General features: G+C 65.2%; 9 protein-coding genes and 1 tRNA gene. 4 read left to right on the top strand and 6 right to left on the bottom strand.

Annotation, left to right across the window (positions count from 1 at the left end; translation table 11 throughout):
• The first annotated feature begins 105 nt into the window (after window positions 1–105).
• From AB7O82_RS31080 to AB7O82_RS31070, 3 genes are all read left to right on the top strand, one after another.
• The gene (locus AB7O82_RS31080; protein WP_428621043.1) at window positions 106–1887 is read left to right on the top strand and encodes a gamma-glutamyltransferase family protein; all 1782 of its coding nucleotides are present in this window, start codon (window positions 106–108) and stop codon (window positions 1885–1887) included.
• Between the two features lie 59 nt (window positions 1888–1946).
• Window positions 1947–2078, top strand: coding sequence for a hypothetical protein (locus AB7O82_RS31075; protein WP_428621041.1), 132 nt, complete (start codon window positions 1947–1949; stop codon window positions 2076–2078).
• A gap of 198 nt (window positions 2079–2276) precedes the next feature.
• A complete protein-coding gene (locus tag AB7O82_RS31070) occupies window positions 2277–6338 on the top strand; it encodes a type II toxin-antitoxin system MqsA family antitoxin (RefSeq protein WP_428621040.1) in 4062 nt (1353 codons plus the stop codon).
• A 120-nt stretch (window positions 6339–6458) separates the two neighbouring features.
• Here the strand turns inward: AB7O82_RS31070 and AB7O82_RS31065 are convergent.
• Window positions 6459–6534: transfer RNA gene (locus AB7O82_RS31065), tRNA-Phe, on the bottom strand.
• A 459-nt stretch (window positions 6535–6993) separates the two neighbouring features.
• On the opposite strand from AB7O82_RS31065, the gene AB7O82_RS31060 reads away from it, so the two are divergent.
• Complete coding sequence (locus AB7O82_RS31060) at window positions 6994–7257, top strand: hypothetical protein (protein ID WP_428556292.1); 264 nt, start codon at window positions 6994–6996, stop codon at window positions 7255–7257.
• A 145-nt stretch (window positions 7258–7402) separates the two neighbouring features.
• On the opposite strand, the gene AB7O82_RS31055 is transcribed toward AB7O82_RS31060, so the two are convergent.
• The 5 genes from AB7O82_RS31055 to AB7O82_RS31035 form a co-directional block, all read right to left on the bottom strand.
• Window positions 7403–8395, bottom strand: coding sequence for a DUF3592 domain-containing protein (locus AB7O82_RS31055; protein WP_428621039.1), 993 nt, complete (start codon window positions 8393–8395; stop codon window positions 7403–7405).
• A 209-nt stretch (window positions 8396–8604) separates the two neighbouring features.
• The gene (locus tag AB7O82_RS31050; protein WP_428621037.1) at window positions 8605–9894 is read right to left on the bottom strand and encodes a cystathionine gamma-synthase family protein; all 1290 of its coding nucleotides are present in this window, start codon (window positions 9892–9894) and stop codon (window positions 8605–8607) included.
• A gap of 719 nt (window positions 9895–10613) precedes the next feature.
• The gene (locus tag AB7O82_RS31045) at window positions 10614–11840 is read right to left on the bottom strand and encodes a vanadium-dependent haloperoxidase (RefSeq protein ID WP_428621036.1); all 1227 of its coding nucleotides are present in this window, start codon (window positions 11838–11840) and stop codon (window positions 10614–10616) included.
• A gap of 11 nt (window positions 11841–11851) precedes the next feature.
• Window positions 11852–12400: a DUF3455 domain-containing protein gene (locus AB7O82_RS31040; RefSeq protein ID WP_428554364.1), complete on the bottom strand. Its 549-nt coding sequence runs from the start codon at window positions 12398–12400 to the stop codon at window positions 11852–11854.
• A complete protein-coding gene (locus tag AB7O82_RS31035) occupies window positions 12397–13251 on the bottom strand; it encodes a class I SAM-dependent methyltransferase (protein ID WP_428554366.1) in 855 nt (284 codons plus the stop codon). The genes AB7O82_RS31040 and AB7O82_RS31035 overlap by 4 nt, the downstream gene beginning before the upstream one ends.
• Between the last annotated feature and the right edge of the window lie 533 nt (window positions 13252–13784).

Raw genomic sequence — 13784 nt, 5'->3', positions numbered from 1 at the left:
TCGGTGTCAAAACCAACATTTAGGACCGCCCTCAAACGGCGCCCAACGATGTTCTTGGTCTGGCTGATTTTGAGTTCAACAGGCCGAGGCAATTGGTGCTTGCCAATGTCGGCCTCGGGCGCAAGCTTGCGCGAAGCAGAACTCTTGCCCAAGGAACGTTGCGATATGGCCCACCGTCCGACGATCATGGGGACGCGCCACATGGTGGCTGCCTGTCATTATCTTGCCTCCGAGGCTGGCTTCAAGATTCTGGAGGCCGGTGGCAATGCGATCGACGCTGGCGTTGCGACCGGTATTGCGCTCAGTGTCGTGCAGCCGGAATACGTGAACTTCGCGGGCGTGGCGCCGATCATCATCTATTCCGCTGCCGAGGATCGCGTCGTCACGATCCCGGGACTGGGCCCTTGGCCGAAAGCGATCCGGCCCGATCACTTCAAGAAGCACCATGGCAGTGCCATTCCGCAGGGAATCCTCCGCACCCTGGTACCGGCGGCGCCCGACGCCTGGATCACGGCGCTCGAGCGCTTCGGCACGATGAGCTTTGGGGACGTCTCGCAGTCGGCGATCGGCTATGCCCGCGACGGGTTTCCGGTCTACCCGCTCCTGTCGGAAATCATTACCGAGCACGAGGCGGAGTATCGGAAGTTTCCGTCAAACGTCGCGCTTTATCTGCCGAACGGGCGCCCGCCGCTGCCCGGCGAGATTTTCGTTCAGAAGAACCTCGCGGCCACCATTCAGCACATGGCCGATCAGGAGCGCGCCTCCCGGCATCGCGGGCGTGGTGCGGCGCTCGAGGCCGCCCGCCAGGCGTTCTATCGCGGCGACATCGCGCAGGCGATCGTGAAGTTCCAGAAGGAGAACGGCGGCTTCCTCTCGGCCGAGGACCTGGCCGACTATCGATCGGGCTTCGACGAGCCGGTCGGGACGACCTTTGGCGATATCCAGCTCTTTGCCTGCGGTCCCTGGTGCCAGGGGCCGTCGCTGCTACAGGCGCTCAACCTGCTCGATGCCTCGGCGCTGCGCGCGCTCGGCCACAACTCTCCCGGCTACCTGCATCACATCACCGAGGCGGTGAAGCTGGCCTTCGCGGATCGCGAGGCCTATTTCGGCGATCCGCGTGTCGTCGACGTGCCGATCGAGGCGTTGCTGTCGCATGAGTATGCCCGGCAGCGACGCAGTATGATCAGGCCCGACCGTGCGTGGCCCAAGATGCCGCCGGCCGGCGATCCGCGCAAGCTGTCTGCCGAGCGTGTGCGAAACGGTGCGGCGCTCGTGCCCGAACGCGCTTTTTCCGCGCCCGAGCTCGACACTTCGCATGTTTCGGTCGTCGATCGTCATGGCAACGTGTTTGCGGCGACGCCCAGTGATGGGTCCTACAACGCGCCGGTGGTGCCGGAGCTGGGCATTATCCCTTCACCGCGTGGCAGCCAAAGCTGGGCCGATCCGGATCATCCGTCGGGCGTGGCGCCCGGCAAGCGTCCACGGCTGACGCCCAATCCGGCAATTGCGATCAGGCCAGGAAAGATGAAGATGCCGTTCGGCACGCCCGGCGGCGACGTGCAAACGCAGGCCATGCTTCAGGCCTTCCTCAATATTCATGTGTTCGGCATGGAGGTTCAGGACGCCGTAGAAGCACCGCGATGCGCCTCGTACAGCTATCCCGGCTCCTTCGAGCCGCATGCCTATCACCCTGGACTGCTCAAGCTGGAGGGGCGGATCGACCGGTCCACTGGAGAGGCGCTCGAGGGATTCGGTCACAGGATCGAGTGGTGGGCCGACTGGACTTGGCTGGCCGGCGCCGTCTGCACGGTCGTCGCTGACCTCGAGACCGGCGTACTCAAGGGCGGCGCCGATCCACGCCGGCCTTCCTATGCGCTCGGCTTGTAGGGACGAGTGGCTGTCTGACGAATGTCAGACCGCAGAAGAATGACACCAGCGCCCGCGGCATGCGCAAAGCGGCCACGCACTGGTGGCTGCGCTATCACCGTGACCTGATCCCAAACAACTTCGCCCTGAAGACCATTTTCGGCTGGGTCACTGAGAAGGAGTTGATCCGCTACACCCGCGATTTCGACTGAGAGGCTGAGGCGGTGGGCATGCTGATCAAGCTCAATGAACGCCGGAGAACTGGCTGACGCATCCGCCGGCTGGGTCTGTCGTTTGGCTTCATCGCTGAAAATTTGATCAATTTCAATAGGTTAAAGTCAGATTGGGCACGGATTGTTATTATCCAATAAGGTGACCATATTGGTGTCTTAGAAAGGATAGACACCATAATGGCTCGTTCTCCCTCTGAGGGTGCCCTGCGCTCCTCCGACCTCTCAGCTGACGACATCCGCCGCATTCGAGAGGGCCTCGGCCTATCCCAAGTAGAGGCAGGTGAACTTTTGGGTGGCGGCCCGCGCGCGTTCACCAAGTACGAAAGTGGCACGATCAGGCCCGCGGCCTCTGTCATCAAACTGCTGCGGCTTTTGGAGGCCGATCCGTCCGCGCTGTCGACCATAGCAGGACGCAAGATGACGCCGATCTCGAACGACGAGGCCAAGCCTTTCCATGTGACCAGCGACCACATCCAGGCGCTCAGCGACCGCAAGCTTGCCGTTCTTACCAGACGTTTGCTCGCGGCCGAAGCCCAGACCCATGTCCTGCCCCAGGACGGCATACATGTGTCGTCCACCATCACCGCGCCCGACGGCGGTGAGGACGCTCGCATCGAGTGGCAGGGCGGTCCAGAGCGTACTCCGTTCCTGCCTGCACGGCTGACGCAATTCCAGCTGAAGGCGACCGACATCAGCCCGAAAGAAATAGGCGACGAGATCCTTACCGCGAAGACGAACGAAATTAAACCCATGGTCCGCGACGCCGTCGCCGCGGGCGGTGCGTATGTCGTCCTCTGCACGCATCCCTATACGCGCCAGCAAATCAAGAAGCGTACCGACCAGATCCTCAAGACCCTGGCCGAACACGGCATCAGCGTGAATGGCAACCGAGTCCAATTCCGGGACGCCTCACAAATCGCCGAATGGGCGAACATGAGCCCGCCGGTCGCGACTTGGATTCTGGAGCAGACGCAGCCCGGCCTCGCTGGATGGTTCCGGAATTGGGCGCATTGGGCCGGACGCTCAGATCACGACAACTCCTCCTTGGTGCAGGACCCGCGTCTCACACCCTTCCGAACGAAACTTCGGGAACTTGTGACCCCGTTACGGGGAGTGGCCCGGATCGTCGGGCTCTCTGGCATTGGCAAGTCCCGCCTCACCCTCGAAGCGCTCGGACCGACTGAGGAAGAGGAGAGGACTGGGCAGCTCTTGAGCGATCTCGTGCTCTATGCAGTCGAGTCCGAAGCGGGTCCCGCGGCGGTCAAATCGGCCGTACAAAACCTCGCCGATAGTTCCGTCCGTGCGATCGTCGTTGTCGACCAGTGCGCGACGGACACGCATCGGGACCTTGCCGCCATCGTCAAGCGGTCGAGCAGCCGCTTGTCGCTCGTCACCATCGATCCCGAACTGCCGGCAGGCAATCTGCCGTCCGACACGCTGCGCCTCGACCCGGCGGACACCGAAGTCCTCGAAGTCATCATGAAGCAGGTCGCACCCAATCTGCCGAGCGACGACCAACGCCGCCTAGTCAAGTTTTCGTCCGGCCATCCCAAAATGGCGCTTCTTCTCGGGCAAGCTTGGTTGAAGGACGGCTCGATCGCGACCGTCAGCGACGACGAGCTCGTGGAGCGGGTGCTCCTCGGCAGGAGTCTGGCAGACCGGCAGTCGCTTCTCGACGCAGGCATGTTGCTCGGGACCTTTGGCCTCTTAGGATCGAAATCTCCGAGCACCGATATCGAAGATATCGCTGCGCTGGCGCGCAACAGGACAGCTGATGAATTGCGGGCCGCACTCGAAGATTTGTCGGCGCGCGGTGTCGCCGAAACCCGGGGGCGGCTTCTGGCGCTACAGCCGCGCCCGGTCGCCTTGAGGCTCGCTGAGCGGCAGTGGCGCCAATGGAGCGACAAGCGTTGGGACGAGGTACTGGCCGGAAGCCTCCCGAAACATTTGCGGACTCAGGCGGCCGGCCAATTGGCCCTGCTGAACGACCGAGTAATCGCGACGGAGGTGACGAAACATGTCTGCCGCCTCAACGGTCCGTTCGCCTCGCTGGACGCGCTCGGCATCGACGGCAATGCAGAGATTCTTTCGTCGCTGGCGGAGATCGATGCCGAAGCTGTCGTTACGCTGATTGACTGGCTGTTCGATCCGCTGTCGATCGACGAGTGCAGGCAGATCGACGGTGACCTACGCCGCCATCTCGTTTGGGCTCTTGAGAAAATCGCGTTCCTTGAGGGGACCTTCGAGCAAGGCGCCCGGCTCCTCTTCAAGCTCGCACTCGCGGAGAACGAGAGCTGGGGCAACAACGCGACCGGCGATTTCAAGGCGATATTCCCTGCCCTCCTGGGCAACACTGCGGCGGACGGCCAGGCGCGTCTGCGTCTGCTGGACGAGCTGATCGAAAGGAACGATCCCGTCGAAATGCCCCTTGTCGTAGAGGCGCTTCTCAAAGGGACAACCATGCACAGCTATTCGCGCGGAGTCGGCCCTGAAATCCAGGGCAGCCGTCCCGCCCTGACCCCTTGGCAGCCGAGAACCTGGAAGGACGTTTTCGACTACATCATCGAGTGCGTCGAGCGGCTGGTCGCGCTCGCCAAGCGCGATGACGGCATCGGGACGCAGGCAAGGATAGGCTTGGCCCAGGATTTGCCGCTCCTGGTTTCGCGTGGCCTTATCGACAAAGTCGAGAAATGGGTTGCTGAGATCTCGGCTGCCCATCGCTACTGGCCGGAGGCCGTCGATGGCCTCGCCAATGTGCTCCAATACGACAAGAAGGGGTTGGCGCCAGGCGTGGCGGAGCGCGTGCAGAACTTGATTGACCAGCTCACGCCCAATGACCTGCGTGGCCGGGCAAGGTTTCTCCTCACCGATATGCCCTGGGACTATCTTGTCGACGAGACGCACGACTTTAAGGTCGGGAAGAGACTCCAGCGCGAAGCCGTCGAGCAACTCGCCGGCGATCTCTTAAAAGAACCGAAGCTCATTTCCGAGCTCTTGCCGCAGCTCAGCACTGGCACACACCGCATGGTCTATGAGTTCGGACAGGATCTGGCGAAGCAGGCGCCGAGGCCGCTTGATTGGCTAGCGCCAATCCAAGAGGCCGTCGCTGCTGCACCGGAGGACCGGAGAAACTACGGCTTGTTCGTCGGCTACATGACCGGGCTTGCGGATCGGCATCCGGAGGCGATCGACCTCTTCAAGCGGGAGGCCCTTGGCTCCAAGATCTTCGCTCAGGCGCTCGTCATGGTCACAGCCAGCATCGGTATCGAGAAGAGTGATGTGCAGCTGGTCATCAGCGGTCTTCGCAACGGCATGATCGAGCCGAACGCTCTCGTGAACTGGACCGTGGGCCGCGCGCTCGACGAGCTCCCGCCGGATGCTGTGGCTCCGCTGTTCGACCAAATGCTCGCATTGGATGACACTGCCTATTCCGTCGGGCTCGACCTGATCGGCATGTACGTCCATGGCACGCACGGCAAGATCGAATACCTCCGACCGCAGCTCAAGCTTGTAGCCGCCAATCTCGACCGCCGGCACAGGAAGCCCGGTTCGCAGATGGACGTCCATCATTTCAAGGTGTTGATGAACTGGCTACTTGAGAAGGGCTGGGACGACCCCGATGCCCGTTCGGTCGCTCTTACACTCGCCAATCATTTAGTCCGCGATCCGGACGGCGAAGCCAAAGAGTTGATAAAGCCGCTGCTACCGAAGCTATTGTCGAAGTTCAGCGGGGTCGTCTGGCCGATCTTGGTTCAAGCGATCGGCTCAAGCGACAAGCTGCGCTCGTGGCGCATGCAGAGCGCACTCGGCGATCCTTATTCCTTCGCCGACCGCAAGAGCCCGGCGATCCTATGCCTGCCCGAGGACGTTCTCTTCGCCTGGTGTCAAGCGCAGCCGAATATAGGTCCGGCCTTCGTTGCGAGCGTCGCCCCCGTCCTCGCGAGTAACGACCCGAAGGAGCCGAACCAGCAGTTTCACCCGGTCATCCGCCGTCTGCTCGACGAGTTCGGCAATCGCGAGGAGGTCCTCAGGCACATCGAGCAGAACATGCATACCTTCGGCTGGGCGGGGTCGCTCACGACCTACTTCGAACTCTACCAGGCCCCGCTGAAATCACTCGAAAACCATCCCAAGGGCCCGGTTCGGCGCTGGTCAAAGAAAATGCTGGCTAGCATCGAGCGCAATATCAGCGAAGCTCGGGACGATGATGACGAGCAACAGGCGCATTGGGACATCTGATCGGATCCGCTTACTTGTAGAAGCGCATCGTCATTGTGGAGATCTTCTCGCGAACGGATAAACGGCCCTCGCGTCGAGGGCCGGAAACAACCCTTTGAAGTAGCGCGGCAATTTGGGGAATGGTGCCCAGGGGCGGAATTGAACCACCGACACTGCGATTTTCAGTCGCATGCTCTACCAACTGAGCTACCTGGGCGCGCCGTTTCCGTTGGCGGCGGGCTGTATAGGACGCATCGGCCTACCTTGTCCAGATGGACGACAGACCCATGACAGAGGGGGCGAGGGGTATTCACCCACCGCAGGAGCCTGCGGCGTCGTCACCACCACCGCGCCAAGCGGGCAATCAGTTCATCGGGGTCCCGGCCGACAACCGTGTCGTGGTGTCCGGCATCCCGCACGCCTGCACCCTCGGCCGGTCCGCAGCGGGGTGGCCGGTGGGTGGCCGGGCGCCGACTGATTGGAGGTGCCGACCCTCCATGCCCACCGACCGAAGCGCAGTTTGGCAATTTGTTCTGCGCCGACCACGGACGTGCCGAAGCTTTTGTCGTGACGGGCATGCGCTTTGAAAATCGAATGCATTGATAGCGGGCATCGGGAGGAGCATTCCATAGACGTCGCGGCATCGTGCATCCGCGAGGGACGAGTGGAGGTCGATATGGCGATGTTCAAGGACGGAAGCCATCTTTGGCAGAGCACGTGTGACGTCTTCGAGGACGAGCATCTGCCCGGTACGGTCGCGCTCTGGACTGGTGTCTACGCATGCCGCGAGTGCAACCACGAGATCGTGTCCAACGAGGGCGATCTCCTGCCGTCCGCGGACCACCATCGCCATGCCTCGCCCGAGACCATTCGGTGGAAGCTCATCGTCTACGCCGATCAGAGAGCAAAGGAAGCGGAACGGACCCATTCACTGGGATGAGCCGCGCAACGCTCCGAGGCACGTGCGCACAATTGCACTGCGGTCCATCGCCATCGTTCATCGACTGACGCCTGGTCGGGCAGAGGTGGCGGTGTCGTCGGTGCACTCGAATGCGGAACTCGTCCCGTGTCAGCGGGTGACGTCGTCAGGTGCCAGGCCGTGACGAGCTTCGCGAGCGCAGCGCTCCCGCCAGCATCCAGCTCCCCAAAGCCAGCACGAGCAACGGCAGCAGCGCGAAGAAGTAGGCCCCGCCGGGACCACGGTCGAGCAGCACGATCTTGACATCGTTGGGGTCGAACCAGCACGGCTGGGTCGATCCGACCGCCAGGCGCTCGAGGGCTTGCTGCGATGAACCGATCCATCCCACGCTGACCGACGTCGCGGGCGGCGAGGCGACGCTGTAGGTCTCGACACCCCGTGCGTCGTATCGGACCGCGAACTCGGGTGCGTAGGTCGATCCGCTGTTCTTGCCGGAACTCTTGAAGGCGCGGATCGAGGAGTCGACGATGACGCAGGAGGTTTCCTGAAACTCGGTGTGGCTGCGCAGATCGTTGCGCGCAAGGCTGGCGAAATAGACCAGGAAGCCGATCGACGTGACGATTGCAATCCAGGCGCCGATCGACAGCCTCATGCCTGCTCGGTCAGGCCGCGTCTTCATCGCAAGAGCCGCGGCCCCGACGGCGGCCAGCGTGAGGAGCCCTAGCGTCGCCACGCCAGCCGGGGTAATGCCAAGCGGCCCGAGATACACGGTGTCCGGATTGGGCGGCGCGACAAGCGTTGGCCTGGCCTCGAGGCGGAAATAGCCGGACGGCGGCGTGGCGATCTCGGTAGCCAGGGTCGCAATGGTGCCCGCCGCATCCGGGCGCGGCAGGAGGGTGACCCGGCATTCCTGTCTGGCCCCGGCGGCGAACCTCCCTTCGTACCAGAGCAAGCGTCCGCCGCTGGGTGTGGCCGCGGCGCAGTCGTCGCTGGTCGCAATGAGATAACCGGGGGGAAGCGCGATGGTGATGCGCGTATAGGAGCTGTCGCCACCCGTGTTCGAAACGACGACAGTGTAGCGGACGAGGCTGCCGCTGATAGCCGGCACGGGTTCGAACGTCGCCGATGAGGTCGTGAAGTCGGGCTCGGCCGCCTGCACGGGAACGACGATCATTGCCGACGCGATGGCGGCCCACCATCGGCTTCGGCCTCGCCCCGCGATTTTGCGCGGCGCGCAGCGACCAGCGCGGTGGCGACTGTGCGGGCCGCAGCATCGGTCGGCTCCGCGATTCGAGCGCGCTTCGCGAGAGCGCCCGCGAAGTCTGCCCAGTTGCATTCGTACGAACTGCTTGGCGCTTCCGATTCCCATCACGCGGTCACCGCCAGCGCCTGCGCCAGATCGGCAATCAGGTCATCGGGATGCTCGATCCCGACCGACAGCCGGATCGTCGTGTCCAGCACGCCGATCCGAGCACGCACGGCGGCCGGAACGCCCGAGTGGGTCATGGCGGCAGGATGACTGGCCAGTGACTCAGTGCCGCCGAGACTTACCGCCAGCTTGAAGACCTGCAGGGCATTGAGGAAGGCGAAGGCCTCGCGCTGGCCGCCCGCGATGTCGAAGGAGAAGGTCGAGCCGGCGCCCGTGCATTGCCGCGTATATACATCGCGCGCCGCCGATCCCGGCTCGAGGAAGTCGAGGTAGTGGACTTTCCTGACCTTGGCATGGTCGCGCAGGAACTCGGCGACCTGGCGGGCATTGGCGTTGGCCCGCTCCATCCGGAGCGACAGAGTTTCGAGCGAGCGCCCGAGCATCCAGCAGGAATGCGGGTCGAGCTGCGTGCCGACGCTGCCGCGCAGCGCCTTGATCGGCGCGATGACCGCCTTCGCACCCAGGGTGGCGCCGGCGATAAGATCGGAATGGCCGCCGACATATTTCGTCAGCGAGTAGAGCGACACATCGGCGCCGTACACCAACGGACGCTGGAAGACCGGGCCGAGCAAGGTGTTGTCGCACGCCAGCAGCGGCCGATGGTTGCCCTGCCGGGTGCCGATCTCTTCGGCGATGCGCCGCAGGAGCGCGATGTCGACCAGCCCGTTGGTCGGGTTGGCCGGCGTCTCGACCAGGATCAGCGAGATCCGTCCCTTCGCTTCGGCCGCGCGCACGGCGTCGCGGATGGCGACTTCGGAGACGCCGTCGGCGAACGGCACGGCCGCGATCCCGAAGTTCGACAGCGTGCCGGAAAGCAGCGTCTCGGTGCCGCCGTAGAGCGGCTGCGAATGGAGGATCACGTCGCCGGGCCGGGCAATGGCGAGGATGGTGGTCGTGATCGCCGCCATGCCGGAGGAGAACAGGACGGCCTGCTCCGCGCCTTCGTAGACGGCGAGCCGATCCTCGACGATCTCGCTGTTGGGATGGTTGAAGCGCGAGTAGACCAGGCCGGCCGCGCTGCCTGCCGGCGGCTGCTTGCGGCCGGAGACGTAGTCGAAGAAGTCGCGCCCTTCTTCCGCCGTGCCGAAGACGAAGGTCGAGGTGAGGAATACCGGCGGCTTCACCGCGCCCTCCGACAGCGCCGGGTCGAAGCCGTAGGAAAGCATCAGGGTCTCGGGCCGGAGTGCGTGGTTGCCGATATGGGTCTTCGACGGACGGGGTGCGGCCATGGCGTCTCTCCGGGGTGGGCGGGTGGGGCTATTCGCATGGGCAAAAAGGATCGTCGTCCCGACCGGAGCCGAGCGTAGCGAGGCGCAGTGGAGAGACCTTACTTGTTGCTGCCCGGCAAGAAAGGTCTCTCGACTGCGCCGCCTTCGGACAGCTCCGCTCAAGATGACGGACAAATTGGCATATGCGAACGCTCTGAGGCAGGTGAGGCTGGGTGATTGCTCCCTTACTGCCTGTAGGAGACCACGCCGCAAGGGGGAGGGGATGTTTCACAGCCTGTCGCGAAGTCTCAATCCGGATTGCGACCAATTCGCAATTGCGATAAGACGCAAAGGCCGCCTTGCGCCGGCTCGGCGGCGGCGTTTCGCGATCAGGCTACGCGTCGTGCCGTCGGACACCACGACCTTCTTCGTCGCGCACCGTCGCTCCCTCGTCGAGCATGCGGCGGCGATCCTGGGGTCGCGCACCCGGGCGGAGGAGGCGTCACGCCGGGCGGCGCTTGGTCTCGACGCCCATGCGCCGGCAGGCGTGGCGATGCCCGAGACCTACGATGCACACAGTCCGGCCAGCCGTGGCGCCGCAGCCGGCCCGCCTATCTGTTGCACGATCTCGCTGTCGGCGCCGCCGAGCGACGCGACGCGCTGTGCGCCGAGGCCGGGACGCGATGACGCGCGAGAGCCAATGCCCTCGCGCGTCGCGCAGTCCATGTCCTGGATAGCTCTCACTGCGTCAGCATCAGCCGCGTCACCGCGATCTCGCCGATGCGGCGGCCCATGGCGGTCCCGATCTCGGTGGCGGTGCGGAAGTGGATGCCGGCCCAGATGCGGGCGTTGGCGACTTCCTGTGTGAAGTCGTCGAAGTTCGTCCACTGCCGCACGGCGCCCTTGGCGGTCGGGCTGGCGGTGCTCACGGTCGGCATCGGGCCGCGGCCGATCTCGGCCTTGAGGACGGTGGCGACGGCGGCGGCGAGCACGCTGTGCGCACTCGGGTACTCGGGATGCATCGGCGTGTCGATCAGCGGGCTCCACGCGCCGTCGCGCGCCGTGGCCTCGTTGCCGTCGATGTCGGCGTTGCGGATCGCCGTCACCGGCCGCCAGTAATTGTAGGTGTACTTGGCATCCATCACGGCGATCAGGCTGTCGTCCATGGCTTGCGCCACGGTGGCGTAGAGCAGGGCGTTGCGCGTCACCTCGCGCTCGGCGCGATCGGCGACCGAGCGCACGACGCCGAAATAGATGGCGGGCAGCGAGTATTCCCAGAAACGGGCGATCGCCGTCTGCTCGGGCGTGCGACGGGCGCTGGTGCGTCCGCCGATCTCCCTCACTTCGTTGAGGTCGCGCGTCCAGGTCGCGCTCGCGAGCGCCGGCGGCGCGGCCGGACGGAACTGGTCGGGTGCGCTCATCAGCCAGGTCTTGCGCCTGGGCCACGACGTCACCGCCGGCGTCACCGTCGGCACGTACAGTCCGGCGGTGGTGTGCGGGCGATAGCTATCGGGTGCGCTGGCGCCGTCACCGAGTCGCTGGTCGAGCACCTTCTGCGCCGCCCGTTCGCCGGCAGCGATGCCGGCGTTCCTGGCCGGGCCGTCGGCGACCTTGGCAAGCATCGCCTGGTAGGCGGCGTCGATGGACGCCTGCTGCGCCGGCAGGAGCTTGAGCAGTGTCGTGCGATGGGCCGCCGCGACCGCGGCCTCGATCGAGGTGGTCTGCGGCGGGCGCTGCCCCGCCGTCGTCGCGTCGGGGTAGCGCTGGGTGATGCTGTTGACGGCGCCGTAGGCGGCCGTCTGCACGATCGCGACGACGCGCACCGCCGGTGGCGTGCCCATCTTCGCTTCCGCAATCAGCGCGCCGGTCCTGGCATTCCAGTCGGTGACGATGTCGGCCTTCGCCGGCAGGGCGGCGGCGAGGCTTGCCGCCAGCACCAGACTGGCGGGAAGGAGGCTGTCGTTCATGATGGTTGTCCTCAGAAAAGAGAGAAGAAGCGATAGGTCGCGCTGTAGGGCATGCGGACCCGCACGCCGGTCAGGTCGGGCGTGCAGGGATCGACCGGCGAGGCGCCGCCGACCGTGTCGATGCGCTGGATGCTGGTGACGCGGCTGAATCGGCCGGCCGGCCCGGTGGATAGCGCTGCCATCAGCAGCCACGGAACGGCGCGGGCGATCGGCGCGTCGACGCGCGCCTTGATCTCGCCGACCAGCCGGCTGCCGTCGACCGTCTGCCAGTACGGACCGGCACCGTGCACGCCGATCTGCTCGCCGTCGCCGTCGAACAGGTCGGCCTCGGGGGCGACGAACTTCCAGGCGTAGCGCAGTTCCGCGCCGGGCGGGGCAAGGGCGCGGCATTCGTAGATCTGCACGCCGCGGGCCGGGAGCGTCGCCGCCAGCGTCTCGCCGGCGGCGGGACGCAGCGCGGCGGGGATGTCGCCGGGCAGCGTCGGCGCCGCCGACGCTACCGCCACTGCCGCCGCCGTCGAGGCCGCCGCCAGCGCCGCGAGGAAACGACCCTTCATCATGCCCCTCCGGAGGCCTCGGCCTTGGTGATCACCACCTCGAGGTACTCGCTCGGCACCACCAGCGTGCCGTCGCTCGCGCGGTTGAGACGCGCCATCAGCGCCATCAGGTCGGCGTGCAGCGCGCGCTGCTTCTCGCCGTCGAGGGCGGCGAAGGCTTTCAGCACCGGGCCGTAGAAGGTCTGGAAGATCTCCATGAAGTGCCCGGGCGAGCGGTAGCGGAAGTTGAAATGGCGCGGCTCGGCCGTGACCGTGGCGGAGTTGCCGAACATCTCGTCGAGGCGCGCGCGCGTGCCCCACAGCGCCGGCGATCTGGCGCCGGCGGGCGGCGGCAGGTACTTGCCCAGGGTCTTGAAGACCTGGCCGATGAAGCCGTCGGGCGTCCAGTTGGCGAGCCCAATCGTGCCGCCGGGCTTGCACACGCGCAGGAGTTCGGCCGCGGCCTTGTCCTGGTTGGGCGTGAACATCACGCCGAAGGTCGAGACGACCGCGTCGAAGCTCGAGTCGGCGAAGGGCAGCGCCTCGGCATCGGCTTCCTGGAACTCGATGGCGTGACCCTCGGCGTGGGCACGCGCCCGGCCGGCCGCCAGCAGGGCGGGCACGTAGTCGGTCGAGACGACCTCGCACCAGCGTCGCGCCGCGGCGAGGCTCATCATGCCGTTGCCGGCGGCGACGTCGAGCACCCTGGCGCCGGCGCTGAGATCCATGGCTTCGCAGAGCTGCTCGCCGACTATTTGCAGGGTGGTGCCGACGACGGCGTAATTGCCCGACGACCAGGCGACCTGCTGGCGTCCCTTGAGGGCCGCGAGATCGGGCTGCGGGGCGGGGGTGGTGGTGAGAGTGGTATCAGGCATCGGTGCCTCCCGGGCGTTGTGTCGATGCCGGGCACCATGGGCCTGCCGGTGCCGCAAGACTTTGCCCGCCGCTTGATTTGTCCTTGAGAAGGGCTTGATTATTCGTCGACGTCGGGGGTGCTCCATCGAGGCGTTTTCCTCCCCCGTCATTGGGACGTCATCGGGGGAGGTGCCCGTCATACGGGGCGGAAGGGGCGGGCCTCAGTCGAGATGCTTCTGATTCCGACGTCGGAACTGGAGCAATCCAGACTGGGGCTTTCCCCCCATAGGCGTTAAATTTGGGGGTCGTTCGCTGGGAGCGCGCCACTCACTGGCGCTAACTTTGCCAAAAGAACGCGTCATGCGCTGGGAGCGCGCCACTCCGATGGCGCTCTTCTTGGTGATTGCACATCCCATGAGCGCCATCGGAGTGGCGCGCTCGTGCGACCGCGAGTGTGTCTGGCTTGGAGGGTGGAAGTCCCTTCCAGGCAAGCCCACTCCGGCCTGTAACCGACTGCAACTGCGTCGTCGCGAGGCGAGGTGGAGAGCAGCAG

Origin of the sequence: Reyranella sp. (assembly GCF_050185545.1) — a bacterium.
Lineage (GTDB): Bacteria > Pseudomonadota > Alphaproteobacteria > Reyranellales > Reyranellaceae > Reyranella.
Note: the sequence above shows the minus strand (reverse complement) of the source record. Positions and strands in the feature narration are given on the sequence as shown.

Excerpts from the sequence above, each read along its gene's own strand:
- AB7O82_RS31080 (WP_428621043.1), top strand. The coding sequence starts at position 106 with ATGTCGGCCTCGGGCGCAAGCTTGCGCGAAGCAGAACTCTTGCCCAAG.
- AB7O82_RS31075 (WP_428621041.1), top strand. The coding sequence starts at position 1,947 with ATGCGCAAAGCGGCCACGCACTGGTGGCTGCGCTATCACCGTGACCTG.
- AB7O82_RS31070 (WP_428621040.1), top strand. The coding sequence starts at position 2,277 with ATGGCTCGTTCTCCCTCTGAGGGTGCCCTGCGCTCCTCCGACCTCTCA.
- AB7O82_RS31060 (WP_428556292.1), top strand. The coding sequence starts at position 6,994 with ATGGCGATGTTCAAGGACGGAAGCCATCTTTGGCAGAGCACGTGTGAC.
- AB7O82_RS31050 (WP_428621037.1), bottom strand. The coding sequence starts at position 9,894 with ATGGCCGCACCCCGTCCGTCGAAGACCCATATCGGCAACCACGCACTC.
- AB7O82_RS31045 (WP_428621036.1), bottom strand. The coding sequence starts at position 11,840 with ATGAACGACAGCCTCCTTCCCGCCAGTCTGGTGCTGGCGGCAAGCCTC.
- AB7O82_RS31040 (WP_428554364.1), bottom strand. The coding sequence starts at position 12,400 with ATGATGAAGGGTCGTTTCCTCGCGGCGCTGGCGGCGGCCTCGACGGCG.
- AB7O82_RS31035 (WP_428554366.1), bottom strand. The coding sequence starts at position 13,251 with ATGCCTGATACCACTCTCACCACCACCCCCGCCCCGCAGCCCGATCTC.